The following is a 23,746-nucleotide window of genomic DNA, read 5'->3' on the forward strand; positions in this document are numbered from 1 at the left end:
TCACACCCACGTCCTGGGGCGGAAGCGGTTGGCCCGTTCCACCAGTTCGATCCTTTTCTCACCACGCTGCGCCAGCCGTGCCAGCAGGCGGTACGACCCCTCCAGGCCGAACCGCAGACCACGCTCGTCCAGCGGGCTGCCGAGCAACGAGCCCCGCTCGTCCACGGCCGCCGCGCCGTCCGGCCCGGCACCGTGGCTACCGGAGAGTACCCAGTCCAGGGCGCTGCCCAGTACTTCGGTGGTGAGTTGTTCCCTTCGTTCGGCGTCCAGACCGAAGTCCGCGAGCGCCTCGACCTGTTCGGCGGCCGCGTGCAGATCCACCAGCAGCGGATCGCGGGGCGGCCGGTCCCGCAGCCGGGCGCGGACCGCCGCGATCCGCGCCGCTATGTAGTGGATGGACGACTCCGGGACGGACTCCAGCGCCTCGACCGCGCCCGCGCGCTCGCCCGCCGTCAGCCGCACCCGCGCCAGCCCGAACGCCGCGCTGACATAGCTGCGGTCGGTCGCCCACACCAGGCGGTAGTACTCCACCGCGTTGTCCAACTGCCCCAGCAGCTCCGCGCAGATCCCCAGCGCCAGCTTCGGCGCCGGCTCACCGGGGAACGCGTCGTACACCGCGTCGAACGCCATCGCGGCGCTCTCGCGGTCGCCGCCCCACAGCGCCACCACGCCGCGGTGCCACACCACCCGCCAGTCCGCGCCCCAGGCGTCGGGCTCGTCGCCGCCCCGGCGGGCGGAGGCCCACTCCTCGGCGGGCGCCGCGGCGATCTCCGCCAGCACCCGCCGCGCCGCCGCGCCGTCGCCCGTCTCCAGATGGGCGCGCAGCGCGCGCAGCCGGACCTCCAGGGAGTCGACGGGCGCCGAGCGCAGGGCACCCAGCAGGTCGGCGGGCGGGGCGGCCAGCAGCCCGGCCAGCAGCTCGGCGTGCGGATCGCCCGGGTCGACCCGCGGCACCGGCAGGGCCAGGGCGGCGCCGGCGACGTCCAGCGGGAGCAGCGCGGGGCCGCCGGGGGCCGGCTCCGCCCGGCGCGCCGGCCCGGCGCCCCGCGCGCCCAGCCGCGAACTGTCGCCCTCCGCGGGGGCCGTCAGCTCCGTGTCGACCACCCGCAGTTCGGGCCCGAACAGCGGGGACAGCGCGGGCCGCGGCTCGCCCGACTGGAGCGCCACCACCTCCCGCAGCACGCCCGTCAGCTGCTCGGCCATCTCCTCCGCCGAGGCGAACCTGCGCCCCCGGTCCGGGTCCGTGGCGCGCACCAGCAGCCGGTAGAACGACTCGTAGGTGCGGAACACCTCGATGTGGTCGGGGTCGGGCAGGGAGTCCGCGAAGACGTTGGTGTAGCCCTGGAAGTCGAAGGTGAGGACCGCGAGGGTGCGCGCGACGGTGTAGAGGTCGGAGGCGACGGACGGGCCCAGCGCGGCGACCTCCGGCGCCTGGTAGCCGATCGTGCCGTAGATCGGGCTCTCGTGGTCGTCCATCCTGCGCACCGCGCCCATGTCGATCAGCTTGAGCCGGTCGTGCTGCTGGATGGCGTTGTCGACCTTGAAGTCGCAGTAGAGGTAGCCGCGGCGGTGGAGGTGGCCGAGCGCCTCCAGCGCCTCGATGCCGTACGCGCAGGCCTGTTCGACCGGCAGCGGATCGCGCCTGCCCCGGGGCGTGCGCCGGTCGTTGGCGAGTTCCTTGAGCGACTTGCCGCCGACGTACTCCATGACGATGTAGCCGTCGAGGCTGCCCGTCGCCCGGTCGAGGTGCTCCACGAAGTTGTAGATCCGCACGATGTTGGCGTGCTCGATCTCGGCGAGGAAGCGCCGCTCGGACATCGCCACCGCCAGCGCCTCCTCGTCGCCGGTGTCCAGCAGCCCCTTGAGCACCACCCACCGGTCGGAGACCGCGTGGTCCGTCGCGAGGTAGATCCAGCCGAGCCCGCCGTGCGCCAGACAGCCCACGACCTCGTACTGGCCGTGCACCATGTCGCCGGGCCGCAGCTTGGGCACGAAGCTGTACGGGTGGCCGCACTTGGCGCAGAACCCTTCCGTGCGGCCCGGCTCCTCGCCGCGCGCCCGGCCCACCGGAGCCCGGCAGTCCGCGCGGCTGCAGAACCGCTTGCGCTCCGGGACCTCCGGGTCCGCCAGCACCGCCGTCCGCGGATCGGGCCGCGGCACCTCCGGCACCGTCACCAGCCCCGCGCCCAGGCGCCCCCGCGCCGCCGCGGACGACGAGCCGCTGCCCGCCCCGCGCAGCGACACCGCCGCCTCGCCGGACGTGCCCTGCGACAGCCGTCCGGGCACCGAGCGGCGCGACGCCGAGGGGCGCGCGGTCGGCGTGCCGGCGCCGGAACCGGGGGCGGGCGAGGGCACCGTCAGCAGCGCGCCCGCCGCCTCGCGGTCCGCCGCGGCACCGGCGAATGCCCGGTCCGTCGCCTCGTCGGCGAGCGCCCGGCCGGTCAGCCCGGTGGGCGGCGACGACACCAGGCCGTCCGGCGAGACCACCGGCGCCAGCCCGCACAGGTCGCAGTACAGCTCACCGCCGCCGACATCCTCGTAGCTGCCCGCGCACTCCCGCCGCTGGCAGCGCTCGTCGGCCCGCTCCGTCACGAATCCCCCCTGCCCTCCCGCTGCACCGCCAACGCCTCCGCCGCCGCCTGCTGATAGCGCCACACCGCCTGCTCGGCCGCGCGCAGATCGCACGGCGCACTCCACAGCATCCGCCGCCCGACGTCGTACCGCTCGGTCAGCAGCGGATCCTCCGCCAAACCGTGACGTGCGAGCTTCGCGCGGTACGCGTCGAGGCGGCCGCGCAGCTCGGCCCGCACCGCCAGCGGCGCCGTCACCGCGGTCAACGACTCGCGGGCCCGCAGGAGTTCGTCCTCGGCCCGCTCCTCCAGGCTCTCCAGCAGCGGCGACAGCCGGTGCCACTGCGCCCGCCTGCGGTAGTCGGCGGCCGCCGCCAGCTGTTCGTGCAGCGCCGTCGACGGGCCGCTGACCGCCGGCACCTCCGACGCGGCGATCTTCGCCAGCACCTCGCCGCGGGCCTGCCGCGCCTCGGTCAGCGTGCGGTCCGCCCGCGACAGCACGTCCCGCAGCTGCATCAGCCGCCGCTCCGCGTCCTGCCGGACGTCGAGGACCGCCGCCACCTCCCGCCGGATGTCCTCCAGCGCACGGGCCGCGCGGTCGTAGCGCCCGGTGTCCGGACGGCCCCCGCCCGGCGCCGAACTCCCCGTCGACGACGACACCCAGTACGCCAGCGGATCCGCGATCACCTCGGCCCGCAGCCGCACCAGTTCGTCCGTGATCCGCTCCAGGTCGTCGCCCGCCGGGTGCTCACCGGGGCGCACGCCCACCGAGTGCGCCAGCGAACGCGTCCGCTGCAGCTCGGCGGAGAGCAGGTCTATCCGGGCGGGCAGCGTCGACCAGACCGCGTCGGCGGCGACGATGACGTCCAGCGACCGGGCGTACAGCCCGTTCATCCGCTCGACGAGCCCCTCCAGGCTGAACCGTTCGCCCGACGGCGCCGGAGACCCGGGGGCGTCGATGCCGGCCGCGGCCGCCTCCGGCACCGTCACCCCGTCGCCGTGCAGCAGTTCGGTCAGCTCCGCCAGGTCCTCCGGCGACGGCCGGCGCCGCCGCGCCCGCAGCTCACGCGCGCTCTCCAGCGCCGCCGTGTACGCGTCGAACAGCGTCCACAGGACCGTGATGGACCGCTCCGCCTCGGCCCAGCGCTCCTTGGTGCGCCCGGTCACGCCGGCGCCCTCCAGCAGCCGGCGCCCCGCGTGGTCCTGCAACGCGAGCAGTGATGTCTCGATCGCCTCGTACTCGGCACCGAGCCGCGCCAGGGCGCGGTCCACCTCCTCCCGGTCCAGCACCGGGGCATCGGGCCGCCCCGCAGGGCCGGGGAAGGATCCAGGGACCCCCATCGATCACCTTTCCACTTCGTGTACGGTGCACGGCGTTCGGCGCGGCCGGGCGGCCGCTGCTCGCTGCTCCTCCCACGTCCTGTTCCATAGTGACGGCATCGGGGCCTCCCGGGGCGTTCGGCGGGGGTGGTCCGCTCCTTGGAGCGATCAGTCGCTGTACTGCGGCGAAGGCGGCCCCGATATGCCCGGCAGGTCGGCCCGCAGCCAGGTGCGGTAGGCCCGCATCCAGGGGCTCTTGGCGCCGCCGCCGCGGTAGTCGTCCAGGACCTTGTTCACCCGCCGCACCAGATCCGTGTCGTCCTTGTTCATCGCCACGCCATAGGACTCGTCCGTGAAGGGCTTGCCCTTGAGCTCCACTGCCGGATCCTGTGCCGCCTGCGCCGCCGCCAGCGCGCTGTCCGTGACCACCGCGTCCGCCCGGCCCAGCTGCAGCCGCACCAGACAGTCGAGTTGATTGGGCACCGTCAGCACCTTCGCGCCGTGCGGCCGCGCCCTCAGCGCGGTCTCGCCGGTCGAACCCGCCGCCGTGCACACGCGTTTGCCGCGCAGCGAATCGTCGTACGCCGTGACCGCCGAGGAGACCGGGGCCAGCACCTGCTGGCCCGCCTGGAAGTACGAGGTCGAGAACGCCACCTGCTGCTTGCGCACGCAGTTGACCGTCATCGTCCGCACCACCATGTCGACCGAGCGCTTCCGCAGCGCCGGGATCCGCTGGTTGGTGGGCACCGCCTTGAAGACCACGGGCGGACGCGGCCCGAGGATGTCCTCGGCTATCGCCCGCGCCAGGTCGATGTCGAAGCCCTCCAGCTCGCCGGTGGCCGGATCGCGGTACCCCCACCGGTAGGTGTTCTGGTCCACCCCGACGACCAGCTGGCCCCTCTCCTTGATCCGCTTCACCGCCGCGCCGTCCTCCGAGGAGGGGCGCAGGCTCTCCGCGGCGGTGCGCGCCGTGCACGGCGCGGAAGCCGGCGCGGCCTGCGCCGCTCCCGGGACGTACGCCCGGTGCGTCGCCGCCGGAGGGGGGACCCGGCCGGGACCGGGCGCGTCCCGCGCGGCGTCGCCGCCCAGCGCCGGCACCAGGACGGCGGCGGCCGCGGCCATCACCCCCATCCCGGAGGCGACCGGTGCCAGCACGGCCCGCAGATTCACCAGGCCACGCGCGCGCACCCGCATCCCTCTCCCACCGGACCCCGTCACCGGTACTCCGCCAGCCTGCGGCCGATCCCCAGCACCGCGCCCACCGCTCCCGCCGCCGCCAGCACCGCGGCTCCCACCGCGAGGCCGCCCAGCGCCGCCCGCCCGGCGTCCGCCGCCGACCGGAACTCCGCCTGCTCGTGCACCAGCGCCCGCTGCAGCCCGGCGGCCACCCGGTCGAAGGACTCGCCGGTGGACCCCTCGGGGCCGATCACCTTGGCCAGCGCCCACTCGTAGTCGCCCTTGTCGTCCGCCGCCCGCGCCGCGCCGTGCCGCTCCTGCCACTGCCGCACCCCGGTCAGCGCCTCGCGCACCGGACGCCGCCCGGCCTCGTCGTCCGCCAGCGCCAGTGCCGCGCCCAGCCTGCTCCCCGGCCCCGCATCGCCGTGCTCGCCCCCGCCCGCCAGATCCGCCATCCCGGACCGGAAACCGGCCTCGTAGAAATCCTGCCCGCTCCCGGTCAGCACCGCACCGCGCGCCACCAGCGTGAGGTTCTCGTCCCCGCGCGCCCGCAGCGCGTCGATCCGCGCCTCGTTGAGCACCCGCAGCGACCGGGCACCGTGCTCGTACGAACCCGTCAGGCCCGTACGCGCCACCGTATGCCCCGCCACCAGCCACACCAACACCACGGCGGACGCGGCCGTCGCCGCCACCAGGCCGCGGTTGAACACCCGATTGGTGCGCCGGTAGTGCCGCCGCTGCGCCCACCCCAGCGCGCCGATCGCCACCACCCCCGCCCCCGTCGCGAGCCACGGCCGGGACCCGGCCGCGCGGTAGTCCGCCGTCAGCCGGTCCGTCTCCGCGTCGTACAACGCGCGTGCGGCGGGGAGGAGTTCCGTCCGCATCTGCTCGTTGGCGTACCGCAGGTACGCGCCGCCCAGCGGCAGCCCCTGCCGGTTGTTGGCCCGCGCCGTCTCCACCAGGCCCGTGTAGCGGGGCAGCCCGCTGTTGAGCCGGGCGATCTGCGCGCGTGCCGCGGGCGAACCACCGCTGTTGGCGGCCGCCTTGACCAGCAGCGCGGATGCGGTGGAGAGGTCGGCGGCATAGCGGTCGCGGATCGCCCCGTTCTCCTTGCGGCCGGCCAGGAAGCCGGCCGCGGCCGTCGTGTCGGCGTCCGCCAGCGAGCGGTAGATGCTCGCCGCGTCCGCGGTCAGCGGCTGGCTGTGCTCCACGACGTCGTCGGCGGCCGCCGCCCGGTTCGTGACCTGCCAGGCCGTCACCGCCCCGAACACCACCACCAGCAGGGCCAGTACGGCGCCGATCACCCGCAGACGGCCCGGCTCCGTGCGCGCCGCGGCCCGCAGTTCGTCCAGCCCCTCGGCCCAGGCCGTCCTGCGCCCCGTGGCCGGCGGTGAGGCGCTGCTGATCGACACGGAACCTCCCCCTGGGCGCTGACTTCGGTACCGGCCCCCGTGCCCGGCGCAGGGAGCGCTCACACGGAGGACTGGTGCATGGGCAGCAGTATGTCCGCAGCCGCCGGGGCACACACCGCGATTGCCCCGATCTTGTTCGGATCGCGATCCGGCGGGCCTGTCCCGCCACCGGGGCGGACGCTCCCCAGGGCCGGGGCTCGCGGGGCCGCCGCCACCGGGGCCCGCACTACAGTGGGCGGCAAGTCGTCAGACATCAGGTGAGACCGGATACCGGACACCGCGCCGGAGGGGGAGTGAGCTCGTGCAGTCGGTCCGCAAGGGCAGGGTGTCGCTCGTGGAGACCGCGACCGACGAGATCCGCGCCCAGATCGTGAACGGCACCTGGCCGGTGGGCAGCCGCATCCCGCCCGAGAGCGCGCTCTCCGACACCCTCGGCGTCAGCCGCGCCTCGGTCCGCGAGGCCGTCCGCTCCCTGGTGCACTCCGGCCTCCTGGAGCCCCGGCAGGGCGACGGCACCTTCGTGATCTCCGACGACGACAGCGCGGTCGCCCTGCGCCGCCGCCTCGAACGCGCCGAGCTCAGCCATGTCACCCAGGTCCGCCAGGGCCTCGACGTGGTCGCCGCCCGCCAGGCCGCCAAGCACCGCACCGACGCCCAGCTCGCCGGGATCGAGGCCGCGCTGACCCGCCGCAGGGCGGCCCTCGCCGCGCAGGACGACGAGGCGTTCACCGCCGCCGACGCGGAGTTCCACGTCCTGGTCGCCGAGGCGAGCGACAACCCCGTCCTCGCCGACATCTACCGCTCCCTGAGCGCGGCCCTGCGCGAGGAACTCCGGCGCGCCGCCTGCCTGGACACCGCCACCGCCGCTCCCGACGACCCGCACTCCCGCCTCACCGACGCCATCCGCGCCCGCGACCCGCAGGCCGCCGTGGACGCCGCGGTCCTCCTCCTCGCCGGGCACGTACGGGACCTGGCGCTTCCCGGGGAGGACTGAGGCAGGACCGGGCAGAGGGGCCCTTCCCGAAGGCGACCTGTCACTCCCACGCCCGCCTCAACCGCCGATAGGCCCCCGGCTCCGCCCCCGCCCGGTCCAGGGTGTCCAGGGCCGCGCCCAGGACCGGCGGGGCGGTCACCACAAGGGGGCGGGCCCCGGGGGCGCGTTCGGCGAGGAGCCGGGTGACCTGGTCGTCGAGGAGGGGGTGCCGGGCCGCCAGGACCCCGCCGCCCAGCACCACGGGGACCGGGGCGCCGAGGAGGCCGAGCCGGTCCAGGGCGACGCCGGCCAGCAGGGCGATCTCCTCCGCCTGGCGGGCCACGAGGGCGCGGGCGACGGCGTCGCCGGAGTCCGCGACGGCGAAGAGGAGCGGCGTCAGCTCGTGGCGGCGGTGGCCGGGCAGGGACCGCAGGTGCAGGGCCTCGGTCAGCTCCGCCACGGTGGTCAGGCCGAAGTGCGCGGGCAGGGCCGTGGCCAGCCCGGTCGGCGCGCCGCGGCCGTCCTCGGCACGGGCCGCGCACCACAGCGCCTCGTCGGCGAGGAACGCGCCGCCGCCCCAGTCCCCGGAGAGCCTCCCGAGGGCGGGGAAGCGCGCGGTGGCCCCCGCGCGGCCGGTCCCCGCGCAGTTGATGCCCGCCCCGCACACCACGGCGACGCCCACCCGCTCCCCGTCGTCCGGCAGCCCGGCCCGCAGCAGCGCGAAGGTGTCGTTGCGGACGTGCACCGTGCGCGCCCATCCGCGGCCCGCGATCTCGGCGGTGAGGGCGGCCTCCTCCACGGGGAGGTCGGCGTTGGCGAGGAAGGCGGAGAGGCGGTCGACGGGGCCGGTGTGTCCGGCCCCGGCCAGGACCGACCGCACCAGCGGCGCCAGGACGTCGACCGCGGGGCCGACGCCTGCCACCGGCGGCCGGAAGCCGCCGCCGCGTGCCGTGCCGAGCACCTCGCCGTCCGCGGCCACCAGCGCCACGTCGGTTTTGCTGTTGCCCGCGTCGACGGCGAGCGCCCTGCCCGTCAGGCCCACGCCAGGTGCTCCCGGTTGTGCGCGAGCAGCTGGTCGGTGAGCCGGCCGGCGCGGTCGGTCTGGCCGATGAGGGGGTGCGCGAGGAGCGCGGAGAACACGGCGTCGCGCCCGCCGGCCCGGTCCGCCCGCCGGCCGCCCCTGCCCCACAGCGCGGCCTCCAGGGCGAGGTGTTCGTAGGCGGTGACGTGGGCGACCAGCCCGGCGTACAGCGGTTCGAGGGGGCGCACGGGGAGCGGCGTCGCACCTGTGGCGTCCACGGTCGCCGGCACCTCGATGACCGCGTCGTCGGGCAGGAACGGCAGGGTGCCGCGGTTGAGGGTGTTGACGACCTGGGTGTCCCCGGTGTCCCGCAGGAGGGACGCGGTGAGCGCCACCGCGGCCTCCGAGTAGAAGGCGCCGCCGCGCCGCGACAGCAGCTCCGGCTTCTCGTCGAGCGCCGGATCGCCGTACTGCTCCAGGAGCCGCCGTTCGAGGGCGGCGACCTCCTCGGCCCGGGAGGGTCTGCCGCGCGACTCCGCGACGACCGCGTCGTGTTGGTAGTAGTAGCGCAGGTAGGAGGAGGGGACGGCGCCGAGGCGGTCGAGGAGCGCGCGGGGCAGGCGCAGGTGGTCGGCGAGGGCGTCGCCGTGTTCCGTCAGCAGCCGGGGCAGCACGTCCTCGCCCCCGACGCGCACGGCCCGCTCCCAGGTGAGGTGGTTGAGGCCGACGTGCTCCAGCTCGACCTCGCCGGGCGGGACGCCCAGCAGCGCGGCGAACCTGCGCTGGAAGCCGATGGCGACGTTGCACAGCCCGACGGCGTGGTGGCCGTGGGCGAGGAGCGCGCGGGTGACGATGCCGACGGGGTTGGTGAAGTCGACGATCCAGGCCCGGGGGGTGCGCCGGCGCACCCGTTCGGCGATGTCCAGGGCGACCGGGACCGTGCGCAGCGCCTTGGCGAGGCCGCCGGCGCCGGTGGTCTCCTGGCCGACGCAGCCGCACTCCAGCGGCCAGGTCTCGTCCTGGTGGCGGGCGGCCTGGCCGCCGACGCGCAGTTGCAGCAGCACGGCGTCCGCGCCGTCCACGCCGGCGTCCAGGTCCGCGGTCCAGGAGATCCGGCCCGGATGCCCCTGCCGGGCGAAGATCCGCCGGGCCAGGCCGCCCACCAGCTCCAGCCGGTCCGCCGCCGGGTCGATCAGGACGAGCTCCGCGAGCGGCAGGACGTCCCGCAACCGCGCGAAACCGTCGACGAGTTCGGGGGTGTAGGTCGAGCCGCCGCCGACCACGGCGAGCTTGAAGCCGGGGTGCGCGGTACGTCCCTGGAAAGCCGGCATACGGATCAGCCCTTCACTCCGGTGAGCGTGACGCCTTCGACGAAGACCTTCTGTGCGAAGCGGACAACGAGCGTGCACGGCGCCGCGGGCGGGCGGCGTCGCGGCGAGGCCCCCTCACCCCGTGGGGAACACCGCGTCGCGCGCCTGCGCGAGGGCGGTCCGCAGGGCGCCGATGAGGATCGGCGGGCCGTCGACCTCGCTCAGGCGCAGCGCGGGGCGGGGCAGCGCGAGGCCGGTGAACTCCTCCTCGACCAGGGCGCGCAGCGCTTCCCCGCCGGCGTGGGCGACCTCGCCGCAGAGCACCACCAGCCGTGGGTCGACCACCGCGACCACCGCCGCGATCCCGGTCGCCAGCCGCCGTGCGACCTCCGCCCGGACCTCGTCCCGCGCCAGCGCCCCGGCGACCGTACGGACCCGCGGGTCCCCGTGCTCCCGGGCCAGCGCGAGCACGCTCGGCGCCCCGACGAGCCGCTGGAAGCCGCCGCCGGCGTCCGGCCGCGCGGCGCTGCGGTCGCCGCCCCGGGACAACGGGGCACCGGGCAGCGGCATATAGCCGATCTCGCCCGCGCCCCCGGTGGTCCCGCGCAGCAGCCGGCCGTCCAGCACGATGGCGGCGCCGACCCCCTCGTCGACCCACACCAGCACGAAGTCGCCGACGCCCTGCGCCGCCCCCTCGTACTGCTCGGCGACCGCCGCCAGATTCACGTCGTTCTCGATGGTGACCGGCGTGCCCAGCACCTCCGTCAGCTCCTCCTTGAGCGCCCGCGAGTGCCAGCCCGGCAGGTGCGGCGCGTAGCGCAGCCGCCCGGTCCGCGGGTCCAGCGCGCCGGGCGTGCCGATCACCGCCCCGTGCACCTGCTCGCGGGCCAGCCCGGCCCGGGTCAGTGCCCCGTCGAAGGCCCGCGCGACCAGCCGCGTCGTCCGCTGCGGCGCGTCCTGGGCCGCGTCGCCGGTGCCGACCCGCTCCTGCCCGAGCACCTGCCCGGTGAGGTCGGCGAGGGCGGCGGTGACCCCCTGCCGGTCGACGGTCAGCGCGGCGACGTGCGCCGCCGCCGGATCGATCCCGTAGAGCCGCGCACTGGGTCCCGGCCGCCCGGTCACGTTCCCGGCCGACCGCACCAGCCCCGCCGCCTCCAGCCGCGCCAGCACCTGCGAGGCGGTGGGCTTCGACAGCCCGGTCAGCTCCCCGATCTGCGTACGGGTCAACGGCCCCCGCGCCACCAGCAGATCGAGCGCGGCCCGGTCGTTCATGGCCCGCAACACCCGCGGCGTCCCCGGCACCCCCCGCACACCCTGCCCCGCACCCATGCCCCACCCCGCCCACCGGCGGCCCCACGGACCGCTCATCTGTTAACAAACCTTCCAATAACTCCACAGGAAGGTAGGGGGCGGGCGGGGGCGCGTCAATGGGGCGAGCGGAGCGACTTCGCGGCGGTCCGCGGGGCTCCTGCCCGCCCGCCACTCGCCGGACAGGGGCGTCCGGCGCCCCGTCACAGGGACGGCGACGCGTGACGCCCCGGGCTCGGCGAGCGAGGCCCGGGGCGTCACGGCGGTGCGGCGTGGCGGGGTGCTACTTCCCCATCTTCGACGGCGCCGCGATCGGGTTGGTGGCCATGGACTGGGGGGAGAGGGGGTTGTTGAGGGCGGAGGGGGCGGACATGGCGGCGGTGGGGTCGGCGGCCTCCTCATCCTCTTCCTCGGGGGCCGGGCGGGGGGCGAGGTGGACGCCGGCGGCGTCGAGGGCGCGCTTGATGCGCCAGCGCAGTTCGCGTTCCACGCCGGGGGCCTTGCCGGGCATGGTTTTGGCCGAAACGCTGATGGTGACCGTGTCGAGGTGCACCTCGCTGAGGCCCAGGACCTCCACGCCTTCCCACAGCTGCTCGTTCCAGGGCTCGGACTTGGACATCTCCTCGCCGGCGGAGGTGATGGTCTCGCGGGCGCGCTCCAGGTCCTGGTCGGCGGCGATCACCACGTCGACGGCGGCGGTGGACCAGCCCTGGCTGAGGTTGCCGATCCGCTTGACCTCGCCGTTGCGGATGTACCAGATCGCGCCGTTGGGGCCGCGCAGCTTGGTGACGCGCAGGCCGACCTCGATGACCGTGCCGGTGGCCACCCCGGCGTCGATCTCGTCGCCGACGCCGTACTGGTCCTCCAGGATCATGAAGACGCCGGAGAGGAAGTCGGTGACGAGGTTGCGGGCGCCGAAACCGATGGCGACACCGGCCACACCGGCACTGGCCAGCAGCGGCGCCAGGTTGATCTTCAGGACGGAGAGCACCGTCAGCGCGGCGGTACCCATGATCACGAACGAGGCGACGCTGCGCAGCACCGAGCCGATGGCCTCGGAGCGCTGCCGGCGTCTCTCGGCGTTCACGAGCAGACCGCCCAGCGCGGTGCCCTGGGCGGCGGCCACGGTGCGGTTCATCCGCTCGATGAGCTTGGTGATCGTGCGGCGGATCACATGCCGCAGCACCACCGCGATCACGATGATGAGCAAGATCTGCAGGCCGGACGTGAGCCACGTCCCCCAGTTCTCCTGCACCCAGCCGGCGGCGTTGGTGGCCTTGTCCGTGGCGTCGTCGAGCGACGTCGGGCCGGATGAGCCGGGCGTGGCGGCGCGCAGGTGCGCGCCGGCGGCCGGCGAAGCGGACCAGAACACAGTCGAACCTTCCGTGTGGGACAGCAGACCCGGGCCTCGGCGGGACCCCGAGAAACCGGGCAGACCAACCACACTAACGGGGCAACGGGAGCGGTCCGCGCCCTTGTTCGAGTCGGATAGTTGTGCGGAGGCCGGAATGAGCCCGGTTCCGGACGGACGTGCTGGTGTGTGGTGGAAAACACCTCCGACCCGTTACTCGGTCATGGTGGCGCTCTCACCAGGCACCGGGGGACACTGTGGGGAGATCGTCCCGGCGCGAGCCACGCGCCGCCGGCGTACAAGGAGGCACCCGTGCCGCATGTCCTGGTCCTCAACGCGTCGTACGAGCCGCTCGGCGTCGTACCGCTCCGCCGCGCGCTCATCCTCGTCCTCAATGAGAAGGCTGTCAGCCTCGAGGAGTCCGGCGCCCTGATGCACAGTGCGACCCATGTCATACCCGCTCCGAGCGTGGTCCGCTTGAAGCGGTTCGTGCGGGTGCCCTTTCGCGGCCCCGTGCCCCTGACCCGCCGGGCGCTGTTCGCCCGTGACGGCGGGCGCTGTATGTACTGCGGTGGCGTCGCAACCAGCGTCGACCACGTCATCCCGCGCAGCCGCGGAGGTCAGCACACCTGGGAGAACGTCGTCGCCGCCTGCCGGCGCTGCAACCACGTCAAGGCCGACCGCCATGTCGCCGAGATCGGCTGGCGGCTGCGGCATCAGCCCGCCCCGCCGTCCGGACTGGCGTGGCGGATCATCGGTACGGGCCATCGTGACCCGCGCTGGCTGCCGTATTTGCAGCCGTACGGCGCGGATGACGCCCTGGCCCGGATCGACGCCGTATCGGCGTAGGTCCGGGTTTCTGCGTCTTCGACGGTGGTGCCGGACGTCCCGGGCTCCAGGGGACGTCCCGCTCCGGCCGGGGCGGACGCCGCCGGACCCTCGCCCCGTGGCCGCGCGCCGCGGCGACGAGGGTCCCGCGGCGCCCACGACGGCAGCCCGTTGTCCCGAGGGGGCCGCCCGCGCGCCCCGGTGGGCGCCTGCCCTCAGTCGTGGCCCGCGCCCGACTGCTCGGGCCCCTTCCCCTTCCCGGCCGGCCCGGAGCCGTTCCTGCCGCCCGGGCCGTCGCCCTTCCCGGCCGGCCCCCGGTCCGTGCCGTCCGGCCCGTGGTCCGGGTCCGCCGGCGTCCGGTCGGCGTCGTCCGGCCCCTGTCCCGCGACCGCGTACGCCTCCACCGACCACAGCGAGTAGCCGAAGCGGGTGGCCCGCTTGTCGCCCTGGACACGGACGAACCGGGCGTCCTTGGCGTCCATCCTGATGGATTCGCGGCCGCCCTTGCCGTCCCGGACCGTGGCCGCGGTGCGCCAGCTGCGGCCGTCCGCCGAGACCTGGATGCGGTAGCGGGCGGCGTAGGCGTCCTGCCAGTTCAGGACGACCCGGCCGAGGCGGGTCGGGCGGGCCAGCGCGAACTGCAGCCAGGCGCCGTCCTCGGCGGGGGAGGACCAGCGGGTCGCGGGGTCGCCGTCGGTGGCCGCCGACGCCGGGAAGCCGGCGGTCTCGTCCCCGGAAGAGGTGGCGACGGTGCCGCGCGCCAGGTCCCTGCCGCCGGTGCGCGGGTACGTCCGCACCGTCAGCGTCTGCTCCGCGCCGCCGATCTCCACCGGGATCCCGTACGTCCCCGACGGGGCGTCCTCGGGGACGTCGACGGTGATCCGGACCGTGGCCGTGCCGCCGCGCGGCGCGGTGACCTTCGCGGGGGCGTGCACCGTGAAGCCCTTGGGCGCCTTGACCGACAGCTTCCCGCGGACGTCGCCGGGGCGGCGGGAGTAGACCAGGGCGTCGACCGTGGCGCTGCCGCCGGTCTGGGCGTCCGCCTCCTTGCGGGACAGTTCGAGGCCGGCGGCCGGGGTGTCGTCGAACCAGGGCGTGACGGCGTGCACGGCCGGGGCGTCCGCGCCCTTCGCCCAGGTCAGCCGTACCGCGTCGGCGCGCAGCCCGGGGGTCTTCGACTCGGTCCAGCCGGTGGGGGAGAGGCGGTCGAGGCGGCGCCAGCCCTCGCCCGGGACGTGCGCCTCGACGGAGACGGCGCCCGCGGACGGGCCCGGGTCGGTCAGGGCGGTCACCGCGGCCAGCGGGCGGGTGCGCTGGAAGGGGACGGTCAGGGACGTCGTGCCGGCGCCGCCGTCGGGCCGGGGGGTGTCCCGGCGGGCGCCGGTCCAGGCGTCGGCCTCGGTCATCGCCCGCTGGAGGAACGGCGCCAGCACGCCCTTGCCGACCGTCGCCGGGCTGTGCGCGCACTCCGTGCGCAGCCGCTGCACCGCGCGCTGGGCCGACCAGGCCGCGTCGCCGTCGCCATGGGCCTGCGCCATGAGCGTGTCGACGGCCTGCTCGCCGGCGCTGCCGTAGCGGGCCAGCTGCTCGGCCCACGGACGGATCTCGGTGGCCAGGTCCGGGCGCAGGTCGCGGGGCACCGTGCTCATGGTGCGGAACGCGGCCCGCAGCGCCTCGGCCGCTTTGGCGAGGTCCGGGTCCCGGCCGGGCCGGCCGTGGTTGACGGCCGTCTCACGGGCCTTCCAGAAGCGGTCGATCAGTGGTCGCAGATACCCCGACTCGGTCCGGTCCAGCAGCGAGGAGGAGGCGTTGCCGGCCAGCGCGCGCAGCGCGGCACGGCCTCGCGCGTCGCCGCCCGCCAGATCGTCGACGGCCGCGTCCCAGGACCGGTCGGGATGGTAGTCGCGCGGGTTCCAGGCGTAGTCGGCGGCCGTGAACAGCGGGATGCGCGAGGCGAGGGGCTGTTCCATGGCGTTGGCGAGCAGCGCCGTGGAGCCGGTGGCGACGGCCGGTTCCCTGCCGCGGTAGGCGCCGAGGAAGATCCGGTCCTGGGCGTAGTCGTTGACCGGGTAGTTGTCCATGGTGACCAGGGAGTGGCCGAACGCCTGGCGGGCGGTGGACAGCTCGCCGCCGGTGATGGTCCGCGGGACCACGCCCACGCCGGTCCAGGCCACCTCGACCCGGTCGCCGAGCGCGTCGGACAGCGCCCGGCGGTAGGCCGTCGTGCCGTCCTGGTAGTACTCGGTCGGCATCAGCGAGAGCGCCGGGGCCTGCGGGTGGCGCCGCGCCAGGTGCGCGGCGAGCGCGTTGGCGACCTTGGCCTGCGCCTCGGCGGCGGCCCGGGGGCCGGAGCCGAACGCGTCCGCGTCGGCGTCGCAGTGCCACTCGCTGTAGCTGACGTCCTGGAACTGCAGCTGGAAGGAGCGCACGCCCAGCGCCCACATCGCGTCCACCTTGCGCCGCAGCGCCCGCAGGTCCTCCTCGGACGACAGGCACATCGCCTGGCCCGGGGCGACGGCCCAGCCCAGCGTGACGTGGTTGGCGCGGGCCCGCTCGGCCAGCGCACGGAAGCCGGCGCGCTGGTCGGCCGGGTAGGGGTCGCGCCACCGCGCCTGGCGGTACGGGTCGTCCCCCGGCGCGTACAGGTAGTGGTTCTGCTTGGTGCGGCCCATGAAGTCCAGCTGGGCGAGCCGCTGGGCCTGGCTCCAGGGCTGCCCGAAGAAGCCCTCGGTGGTGCCGCGCACAGCGGTGCCGGGCCAGTCGCGTACGGCGACCGAGGCCAGCTGACGGCCGGTCCGCCGCCCGCCGCCCCGGCCGGAACCGCCCCCGGAGCCGGTCCGGGAGGACCCTTCCGTGCCGTCGGTGACCAGCTGCCGCAGCGTCTGCGCCCCGTGGAAGAGGCCGTCGGGGCCGACGCCGTCCAGGGCGACGGTGTCCCGGCCCGCGACCTGGCCCACGGCCAGGCGGTAGCCGCCGGCGGGCAGGTCGCCGCGGGCCGGTGCCCGCAGCGCCCGCAGGGCGTCCGCGGCCTGCTCGCCGCCGACCCGGATCACCGGCCCGGCCGCGGGCAGCCGGTCGCCGGGCGCCACCTGCCGCACGGTGCGCACTCCGGCGTCCCGCAGCAGGTCGCGCAGCACGTCCAGCGTGTAGGGGTCGGTGTCCGGGGCGGCCACCAGGGTCGCCTGTTCGCCCAGCGGCACGGCGGTGCCGAGCTCCCGCATCGACTGCGGGCGCGGCCAGACGGCGGGCAGCCGCCCGGCGCCGGCCGGCCGGTCCGGCTGGTCGGGGGCGGCGCCGACGGTGTGGTCGGCGGGCGCCGCCTGGGCGCTGGGCACCCCGCCGAGCAGACCCCCGATGACCGCGGCGGCCAGCGCGGTGGTCCCCGCCACCCGCGCCCGCGCACCCGAGCCGGTCCCCCTGCCGCTCCTACCGATACTTCCGACGCTCCATCCGCCCCGGCCTCGCACGGCTGCTCCTCGTCCCCGTCCATCACCCGCCGGTCCGCACCGGCGCCCCGATTTACCCCGCCGATGCCCGTTCGGGCAGACCTTCGGCCGTGAGCCCACCATTGTGGCGGTTCGGGTGTCAACAAGGCGATGGCGGGTCCTGGACGGTCGGCCGCGGCCCTGTCGCCGGCCCCTCGGCGAGCGGGCCGGCGACCCCCTTCCCAGGCGGTGCCGAGAGCCGTCCCGGGGTGGTTCCCGGTCCGCAGGAATTCCGTCCCCGGGCCCCGCTTCCCGGCGTTCTGTACGCCCTCCGGGGCTCCGCGCAGTGAAATCGCCTGCGTGGGGGATAATGTGACGTGGGACACGTTTCGTGAGCAGATACGTCTGCGATCGTGTCGAGTGGGTAGGGCCAACGTGTCCCATTACCGATGAACGGGAGGCCCTCGTGGCCGCATCCGCTCAGCTGCTCCTCGACGCCCTGTCCTCCAAACCGGGAGGTGCGACGATGGAGTCCGACATCTTCGACGGGGTGTCCGACCCCGATTCCGGCCTGGACGGCTCCGGCTCCTTCAGCTTCGTCGAGCCGCCCCTGACCAGCGAGCCCCCGCTCGCCGACGCCGCCCCGCTGACCAGCGAGGTCCCGATCTCCGCCGAGCTGCCGCTGACCAGCGAGCCGACAGCCGCCGGCCTGGGTACGGAGTCCATGGAGGTCTGAGGACCCATGGGCCGCGCGCGGCTCGCCCGGCTGCACGGCATCGCCACCTCCTACGAGCCCTCGCCGGGCAGGAGCGTCCAGGTCGCCGGTGACACCGTCGTCGCCGTGCTCGCCGCACTGGGGGTCGACGCCTCCACGCCGCAGGCCGTCCGCAGCGCCCTGGCCGCGCACGAGGACCGCGCGGCCCGCGCCCTGCTTCCCCCCACCGTCGTCGCCCGACCGGGCCGCCCGCCCGACCTCGCCCCTCTCCCCGAAGGCACCGTCCTGCGGGTCGAGACCGAGGGCGGGGCCACCGCGGAAGGCCCGGCGGCTTCCGATCTCGCGGCCCTGGCCCGGCTGCCCCTCGGCATCCACGCGCTGCACGCCGCCGCCCCCGACGGCCGCGGCGCCCGCGCCCGGCTGATCGTCGCGCCCGACCGGGTGCCCGCGCCGCCCGGCCGCAGCCACGGCTTCCTGGTGCAGCTCTACTCCCTCCTGTCCCGGCAGTCCTGGGGCATGGGCGACCTGGGGGACCTCGCCGACCTCGCCGCCTGGTCCGGGCGCGCGCTGGGCACCGGCTTCCTCCAGCTCAACCCGCTGCACGCGGCCGTCCCCGGCCCGCCCACCGACCCCTCGCCCTACCGCCCCTCCTCGCGCCGCTTCCCCGACCCGGTCCATCTGCGCATCGAGCACATCCCGGAGTACGCCCGGCTCACCGGCGCCGCGCGATTACGGGCCGACGAACTCGCCGCGCGGGCCCGGGAGCTGCGCGACGGGGTGCTCGACGGGGGCGCGCTGATCGACCGGGACGCGGTCTGGGCGCTCAAACGCGAGGCCCTGGAGCTGGTGGGGACCATCCCGCTGACCCCGGGCCGCCGGGCCGCGTACTGCGACTTCCTCGCCGAGCAGGGACAGGCTCTGGAGGACCACGCCACCTGGTGCGCGCTCGCCGAGCGGCACGGCCCCGACTGGCGCGGCTGGCCCGACGGGCTGAGCGACCCGCGCTCCCCGGCCACGGCCCGGCTGCGGCCGCGGCTGCTGGACCGGATCGACTTCCACAGCCGGCTCGCCTGGCTCACCGACCAGCAACTGGCCGACGCCCAGCGCAGCGCGCGGGAGGCCGGGATGGAAGTCGGGCTGGTGCACGACCTCGCCGTCGGCGTCCACCCCTCCGGTGCCGACACCTGGGCGCAGCAGGACGCCTTCGCCGCCGGGATGTCCGTCGGGGCGCCGCCGGACGCCTTCAACTCCCGCGGCCAGGACTGGGGGCTGCCGCCCTGGCGTCCGGACGCGCTGGCCGCCGCCGGGTACGCCCCCTACCGGGACCTGCTGCGCGGCATGCTGCGGCACGCCGGGGCGCTGCGTATCGACCATGTGATGGGGCTGTTCCGGCTGTGGTGGGTCCCGGAGGGCCGGCCGCCGACGGAGGGCGCCTATGTGCGCTATGACGGTGAGGCGATGCTCTCGGTGCTCGCCCTGGAGGCGCACCGGGCTAGCGCCGCGGTGATCGGCGAGGACCTGGGCACCGTCGAACCGGGCGTCCGCGGCGCGCTCGCCGAACGGGGCGTCCTGGGGACGTCGGTGCTGTGGTTCGAGCGGGACTACGGGGGCGGGGAGGCCGGCGGGCCGGGCGGGGAAACGGGCGGACGGGGCGGGGAGGCCGGCCCGGAAGCCGCCTCGGATCCCGCCGGGGACCGGGCCCCGGCCCGCGTCCCGAAGCCGGCCTCCGAGCCCGCCCCGGATCCCGCCCCGAAGCCCGCCCCCGCCCCCGCCGCCCGCATCCTGGCGCCCGAGGAGTGGCGCGGTGCCTGTCTGGCCACCGTCACCACCCACGATCTGCCGCCCACCGCGGCCCGGTTGACCGGTGAGGACGTCGCCCTGCGCGAACGGCTCGGGCTGCTGGCCGGGCCGCCGGAGCGGGAGCGCTCCCGCGCCCGGTGCGAACGCACCGAATGGCTGCGGGAGTTGGTGCGGCGCGGCCTGCTGCCCGAAGGGGTGGCCGACGAGGAGGCGGCGGTCAAGGCCGTGCACCGCTTCCTGCTGCGGACCCCGGCGCGGATGGTGGGCGTCTGGCTGCCCGACGCGGTGGGGGACCGGCGCCCGCAGAACCTCCCCGGGACCTGGCAGGAGTACCCGAACTGGCGGCTCCCGCTCGCCGGCCCCGACGGCCGTCCGCGCACCCTGGAGGAACTGGCCGCCTCGCCCCGTCTGCACGCGCTGATGCGCGAAGTGTCCGACGGCCGGTGGTGGCCGCGTCCGGCCGGGGCCGCCGGTTGTGCGACCCCGGGCGCGCGGGGCGCGGGGGCGTCCGATACGTTGACTTCGTGAGCAACAAGGTCAATAAGAATGTCCTGCGCGCCGGAACCATCACCGCCGGCACCGCGCTGATGCTGCTGATGTCGTCCCCCGCGTTTGCGCTCACCCGCGACGATGGTGACGACCCGGGTCCGGGTCTGAGCGTGATCGCCACGCTCGGCCTCTATGTCGCTGCACCCATCGTGCTCTTCCTCGTCATCGCCGGACTGGTCGTCGCCGGCGACAAGTCCCGCAAGCAGGCCGGCTCCAAGGGCTGACGCCGGGCACCAGTGACGCCTTCGGGGCGCCTCGCGGTCACAGGACCGCGGGGCGCCCTTCGTCATGTCGAAAAGCGTCCCGGACCGGGCGCCCATCGGTGACAGAACCGAGGGGCGCCCTTTGTCGTACCCGGATATTTCCGCAGGTGGAAAAGGGGTTGCGGGGCGGCTATCGAGGGCTTTTCGGCCGGTTTGCTCGGGGGGAGGTGTTTAACCGGCCCTAACCTACGATGACGTAACCTACGCAGCCGTAGGTCAAACCTACGGACCCGTAGGTCATCGTCCCCAGGAGTTCCCCCGTGACCATCGCCCCCGCCCGCCATAACGGAGAGCTCGGCCAGGCCGCCTGGAGCGACGCTCAGCTGCTCTACGCGCTCGAAGAGGTCGTCGAGAAGGAACTCGACCGCCACCTGAAGGTCGCCAAGGACTGGATGCCGCACGAGTACGTGCCCTGGAGCGACGGGCGCAACTTCCCCGGGCCGCTGGACGGCGACGCCTGGGAGCCCGAGCAGTCCAAGGTCAGCGACATCGGCCGGATCGCCCTCGTGGTCAACCTCCTCACCGAGGACAACCTCCCCAGCTACCACCACGAGATCGCCACCCTCTTCGGCCGCGACGGCGCCTGGGGCACCTGGGTGCACCGCTGGACCGCCGAGGAGGGCCGGCACGGCATCGTGATGCGCGACTACCTCCTCACCAGCCGCGCCGTCGACCCGGACGAGCTGGAGCGCTTCCGCATGGCCCACATGTCGGAGGGCTTCGAGTCCGACAACGCGCACAGCATGCTGCACTCGGTGGCGTACGTCGCCTTCCAGGAGCTGGCCACCCGCATCTCGCACCGCAACACCGGCCACCACTCCGGCGACCCGGTCTGCGACCGGATGCTGGCCCGGATCGCCACCGACGAGAACCTCCACATGGTCTTCTACCGCAACCTCCTGGGCGCGGCCTTCGAGATGGCGCCGGACCAGACCATGTGCGCGGTGCGCGACGTCGTCACCGGCTTCCGGATGCCCGGCCACGGCATGCCCGGCTTCGAGCGGTCCGCCGCGCGGATGGCGATAGGCGGGATCTACAACCTGCGGATCCACCACGACGACGTGCTGCAGCCGGTGCTGCGCTTCCTGAAGGTGCTGGAGATCGGCGGGCTGGGTCCGGCCGGGCTGGCCGCGCAGGAGGAGCTGGGGCTGTTCATGGACGGCCTGGACGGCCAGGCGCGGAAGTTCGACGAGCGCCAGGCCGCCATCCTCGCCCGCCGCGAGGCCAACCGCCGCGCCTGACCCGGCGGGCCCTCCCAGGGGCCGCAGCCTGCGGGCGGGTGACCGGGCCGGCGGGTGCGTACGCTGCCCGCATGGCCGACTGGGATCTCAAGAAGCTGCGCATCCTGCGCACCCTCCACGAGCTGGGCACGGTCACCGCGACCGCCGAGGCGCTGCACATGACGCCCTCGGCGGTCTCCCAGCAGCTGACCGGGCTGGCCAAGACGCTCGGGGTCACGCTGCTGGAGGCGCAGGGCCGGCGGGTCCGGCTGACCGACGCCGCGCAGCTGGTGCTGCGGCACGCCGAGGCGGTCTTCGCCCAGCTGGAGCGTGCGGACGCGGACCTGCTCGGCTACCTCCAGGGCGAGGCCGGCCAGGTGCGGGTCGGCGCCTTCTCCACGGCCATCCCCGCCCTGGTGGTCCCGGCCGTCCAGGGTCTGCGCGCCAGCCACCCGGGGCTGTCGGTCGTCGTACGGGAGGCGGAGGCCGAGGCGGCGTACGAGCTGCTGGCCGAGGGCAGCGTCGATCTGGCGCTGTCGCTGGCCGCGCACGCCCCCACCCCGCGCGACCCCAAGTTCAGCCGGGTCGCGCTGCTCGCCGACCCGCTGGACGTGGCGCTGCCGGCCGGCCATCCGCGGGCCGGCGAGCCGGGGCTGCGGCTGGCCGACCTCGCGGGCGAGCCCTGGATCTTCGGCAGCAGCGGCCCCTGGTCGCAGATCACCACCGCCGCCTGTGAGAACGCCGGGTTCGTGCCCGAGCAGGCGCACGCCGCCGCCGACTGGAGCGCGATCTGGGCGATGGTCGCGGCGGGCATGGGTGTGGCGCTGGTGCCCCGGATGGCGCTGGCCGGCGGGCTGGCCGCCGGGCGCGGGGCGGCGGAGGGCGGCGTACGGGGCGGGGGCCGCGGAGTGGCGGTGCGGGTCCTGGACGCCGACCAGCCGCGCCGTCATGTGGTCGCCGCCGTCCGCCGCGGCTCCGAGGCCGCGCCGGGCCTGGCGCGGGTGCTCGCCGCGCTGCGGCAGGCGGCCGCCGCCCAGGCGCCGGGAGACCCGACCGTTCAGCCCAGCTGAACGTATTCCTCAAAAACTTTCGATGGACCTGAGGGGTGGGCGCTGCGACCGTGGAGGGGTCCGCACCGTTCACCTCGTCGAAAGGCCACGATGACCGCCGAACCGGCCGCCCACGCCACCGATCCGCACGCCAACGACGCGAACCCGTACGGCGGCGGAGACCCCTACGCCGACTACCGCGGCGGCGACTTCCCCTTCACCTCGCTCGTCGACCTCGCCGACCGCCGCCTCGGCGCCGGGGTGATCGCCGCGAACGACGAGTTCTTCGCCGAGCGCGAGAACCTGCTGAAGCCCACCCCGGCGGTCTTCGACCCCGAGCACTTCGGCCACAAGGGCAAGATCATGGACGGCTGGGAGACCCGGCGCCGCCGCGGCGCCGACGGCGACCACCCCTTCCCGGCCGACGACGAGCACGACTGGGCGCTGATCCGCCTCGCCGCCCCCGGCGTGATCCGCGGCGTGATCGTCGACACCGCCCACTTCCGGGGCAACTACCCCCAGCAGATCACCGTCGAGGCCACCGCGCTCCCCGGCAGCCCCGGCCCCGAGGAGCTGCTCGCCGACGGGGTGAAGTGGGAGGAGCTGGTCCCGCGCACGCCCGTCCGCGGCCATGCCGCCAACGGCTTCGCGGTCACCGTGGAGCGCCGCTTCACCCACCTCCGGCTCAAGCAGCACCCCGACGGGGGCATAGCCCGCCTGAGGGTCCACGGCGAGGTCGTGCCGGACCCGGAGTGGCTCGACGCGCTCGGCACCCTCGACCTGGTGTCGGTGCTGCACGGCGGCACCGTCGAGGACGCCTCCGACCGCTTCTACTCCTCGCCCACCCAGCTCATCCGGCCCGACCTGTCCCGCAAGATGGACGACGGCTGGGAGAACCGCCGCCGCCGGGTGCGGGGCACGAACGACTGGGTCCGCTTCCGGCTCGCCGCCCAGGGCGAGATCCGCGCCGTGGAGATCGACACCGCCTACCTCAAGGGCAACTCCGCGGGCTGGGCCGCCCTGTCCGGGTGCAATGGCGACCCGTCCGACGAGGCCGGCTGGTTCGAGATCCTGCCGAAGACCAGGCTCCAGCCCGACACCCCGCACCGCTTCCGGCTGCCGGCGGCCGTGACGGCCACCCACGTACGGCTGGACGTCTTCCCCGACGGCGGCCTGGCACGGCTGCGTCTGCACGGCGAACTCACCGCGGCGGGCCGCGAAGCCCTCGGCAGCCGCTTCACCGCCCTCGGCGGCTGAGCCGCACCCCCTCTTCCGCCGGGCCCCGCGGGAGGGGCCGGGGCCCGGCGGACACCGGCGCGCCCCGGCGTACGGACGAGACCGGCTCCCGTCCGCCGGGCGCCCCCACGGGCCGTGGCGGCGAAAGGGGCTCCCGCCGCCACGGCGGGAGCCCCGAGGGGCCGGGCGGGTTCCGCGAGGGCGGACCCGCCACGGGGGA

Annotated in this window: 17 protein-coding genes; 8 read left to right on the forward strand and 9 right to left on the reverse strand. The window is 75.5% G+C overall.

Features of this window, described 5'->3' with window-relative positions:
• The 4 genes from K7396_RS23955 to K7396_RS23970 all read right to left on the reverse strand — a co-directional run bounded on the left by K7396_RS23955 (position 1) and on the right by K7396_RS23970 (position 6,478).
• Positions 1-2,592, reverse strand: a complete 2,592-nt coding sequence (locus K7396_RS23955) for a serine/threonine-protein kinase (protein ID WP_152104430.1) — start codon at positions 2,590-2,592, stop codon at positions 1-3.
• Positions 2,589-3,911 (reverse strand): hypothetical protein, encoded by a 1,323-nt coding sequence (locus tag K7396_RS23960; RefSeq protein WP_086719113.1) that lies wholly within the window; start codon positions 3,909-3,911, stop codon positions 2,589-2,591. Before K7396_RS23960 ends, K7396_RS23955 begins: the two co-directional genes overlap by 4 nt.
• 147 nt (positions 3,912-4,058) lie before the next feature.
• Complete coding sequence (locus K7396_RS23965) at positions 4,059-5,084, reverse strand: glutamate ABC transporter substrate-binding protein (protein ID WP_086719112.1); 1,026 nt, start codon at positions 5,082-5,084, stop codon at positions 4,059-4,061.
• Positions 5,085-5,104: 20 nt separating this feature from the next.
• Entirely contained in the window at positions 5,105-6,478 is a 1,374-nt protein-coding gene (locus K7396_RS23970; protein WP_086719111.1) for a hypothetical protein, read from the reverse strand.
• A gap of 301 nt (positions 6,479-6,779) precedes the next feature.
• On the opposite strand from K7396_RS23970, the gene K7396_RS23975 reads away from it, so the two are divergent.
• Positions 6,780-7,472, forward strand: a complete 693-nt coding sequence (locus K7396_RS23975; protein WP_086719110.1) for a FadR/GntR family transcriptional regulator — start codon at positions 6,780-6,782, stop codon at positions 7,470-7,472.
• Positions 7,473-7,512: 40 nt separating this feature from the next.
• On the opposite strand, the gene K7396_RS23980 is transcribed toward K7396_RS23975, so the two are convergent.
• From K7396_RS23980 to K7396_RS23995, 4 genes are all read right to left on the reverse strand, one after another.
• The gene (locus K7396_RS23980) at positions 7,513-8,493 is read right to left on the reverse strand and encodes an N-acetylglucosamine kinase (protein WP_086719109.1); all 981 of its coding nucleotides are present in this window, start codon (positions 8,491-8,493) and stop codon (positions 7,513-7,515) included.
• Positions 8,484-9,803: a 6-phospho-beta-glucosidase gene (locus K7396_RS23985; RefSeq protein ID WP_086719108.1), complete on the reverse strand. Its 1,320-nt coding sequence runs from the start codon at positions 9,801-9,803 to the stop codon at positions 8,484-8,486. The genes K7396_RS23980 and K7396_RS23985 overlap by 10 nt, the downstream gene beginning before the upstream one ends.
• A 114-nt stretch (positions 9,804-9,917) precedes the next feature.
• The gene (locus K7396_RS23990; protein WP_086719107.1) at positions 9,918-11,054 is read right to left on the reverse strand and encodes an ROK family transcriptional regulator; all 1,137 of its coding nucleotides are present in this window, start codon (positions 11,052-11,054) and stop codon (positions 9,918-9,920) included.
• Positions 11,055-11,373: 319 nt separating this feature from the next.
• On the reverse strand, positions 11,374-12,462 hold the full coding sequence (locus K7396_RS23995) for a mechanosensitive ion channel family protein (RefSeq protein ID WP_174886870.1): 1,089 nt from the start codon (positions 12,460-12,462) through the stop codon (positions 11,374-11,376).
• 291 nt (positions 12,463-12,753) lie between these two features.
• Between K7396_RS23995 and K7396_RS24000 the strand changes: the two genes are divergently transcribed.
• Positions 12,754-13,290 carry an HNH endonuclease gene (locus K7396_RS24000; RefSeq protein ID WP_006605595.1) on the forward strand — a complete coding sequence of 179 codons (537 nt, stop codon included), beginning with the start codon at positions 12,754-12,756 and terminating at the stop codon, positions 13,288-13,290.
• Positions 13,291-13,484: 194 nt separating this feature from the next.
• On the opposite strand, the gene K7396_RS24005 is transcribed toward K7396_RS24000, so the two are convergent.
• Entirely contained in the window at positions 13,485-16,658 is a 3,174-nt protein-coding gene (locus K7396_RS24005; protein ID WP_086717656.1) for a beta-N-acetylglucosaminidase domain-containing protein, read from the reverse strand.
• 502 nt (positions 16,659-17,160) lie between these two features.
• On the opposite strand from K7396_RS24005, the gene K7396_RS24010 reads away from it, so the two are divergent.
• The 6 genes from K7396_RS24010 to alc all read left to right on the forward strand — a co-directional run bounded on the left by K7396_RS24010 (position 17,161) and on the right by alc (position 23,547).
• Positions 17,161-17,430: a hypothetical protein gene (locus K7396_RS24010; RefSeq protein WP_086717658.1), complete on the forward strand. Its 270-nt coding sequence runs from the start codon at positions 17,161-17,163 to the stop codon at positions 17,428-17,430.
• A gap of 6 nt (positions 17,431-17,436) precedes the next feature.
• Positions 17,437-19,737, forward strand: a complete 2,301-nt coding sequence (malQ, locus tag K7396_RS24015; protein ID WP_152104429.1) for a 4-alpha-glucanotransferase — start codon at positions 17,437-17,439, stop codon at positions 19,735-19,737.
• Positions 19,734-19,982: a hypothetical protein gene (locus K7396_RS24020; RefSeq protein WP_086716161.1), complete on the forward strand. Its 249-nt coding sequence runs from the start codon at positions 19,734-19,736 to the stop codon at positions 19,980-19,982. The genes malQ and K7396_RS24020 overlap by 4 nt, the downstream gene beginning before the upstream one ends.
• Positions 19,983-20,281: 299 nt before the next feature.
• Positions 20,282-21,262: an acyl-ACP desaturase gene (locus tag K7396_RS24025; protein WP_086716163.1), complete on the forward strand. Its 981-nt coding sequence runs from the start codon at positions 20,282-20,284 to the stop codon at positions 21,260-21,262.
• A 71-nt stretch (positions 21,263-21,333) separates the two neighbouring features.
• Positions 21,334-22,311, forward strand: coding sequence for a LysR family transcriptional regulator (locus K7396_RS24030; RefSeq protein WP_152104428.1), 978 nt, complete (start codon positions 21,334-21,336; stop codon positions 22,309-22,311).
• A gap of 90 nt (positions 22,312-22,401) precedes the next feature.
• Positions 22,402-23,547: an allantoicase gene (gene alc, locus K7396_RS24035; protein ID WP_152104427.1), complete on the forward strand. Its 1,146-nt coding sequence runs from the start codon at positions 22,402-22,404 to the stop codon at positions 23,545-23,547.
• Positions 23,548-23,746: the final 199 nt, after the last annotated feature.

Origin of the sequence: Streptomyces angustmyceticus, assembly GCF_019933235.1 — a bacterium.
GTDB lineage: Bacteria > Actinomycetota > Actinomycetes > Streptomycetales > Streptomycetaceae > Streptomyces > Streptomyces angustmyceticus.

Bases quoted from the DNA above. Each gene is read 5' to 3' on its own strand.
- K7396_RS23960 (WP_086719113.1), bottom strand. From the start codon at position 3,911: ATGGGGGTCCCTGGATCCTTCCCCGGCCCTGCGGGGCGGCCCGATGCC.
- K7396_RS23965 (WP_086719112.1), bottom strand. From the start codon at position 5,084: ATGCGGGTGCGCGCGCGTGGCCTGGTGAATCTGCGGGCCGTGCTGGCA.
- K7396_RS23985 (WP_086719108.1), bottom strand. From the start codon at position 9,803: ATGCCGGCTTTCCAGGGACGTACCGCGCACCCCGGCTTCAAGCTCGCC.
- K7396_RS23990 (WP_086719107.1), bottom strand. From the start codon at position 11,054: ATGAACGACCGGGCCGCGCTCGATCTGCTGGTGGCGCGGGGGCCGTTG.
- malQ (WP_152104429.1), top strand. From the start codon at position 17,437: ATGGGCCGCGCGCGGCTCGCCCGGCTGCACGGCATCGCCACCTCCTAC.
- K7396_RS24030 (WP_152104428.1), top strand. From the start codon at position 21,334: ATGGCCGACTGGGATCTCAAGAAGCTGCGCATCCTGCGCACCCTCCAC.
- alc (WP_152104427.1), top strand. From the start codon at position 22,402: ATGACCGCCGAACCGGCCGCCCACGCCACCGATCCGCACGCCAACGAC.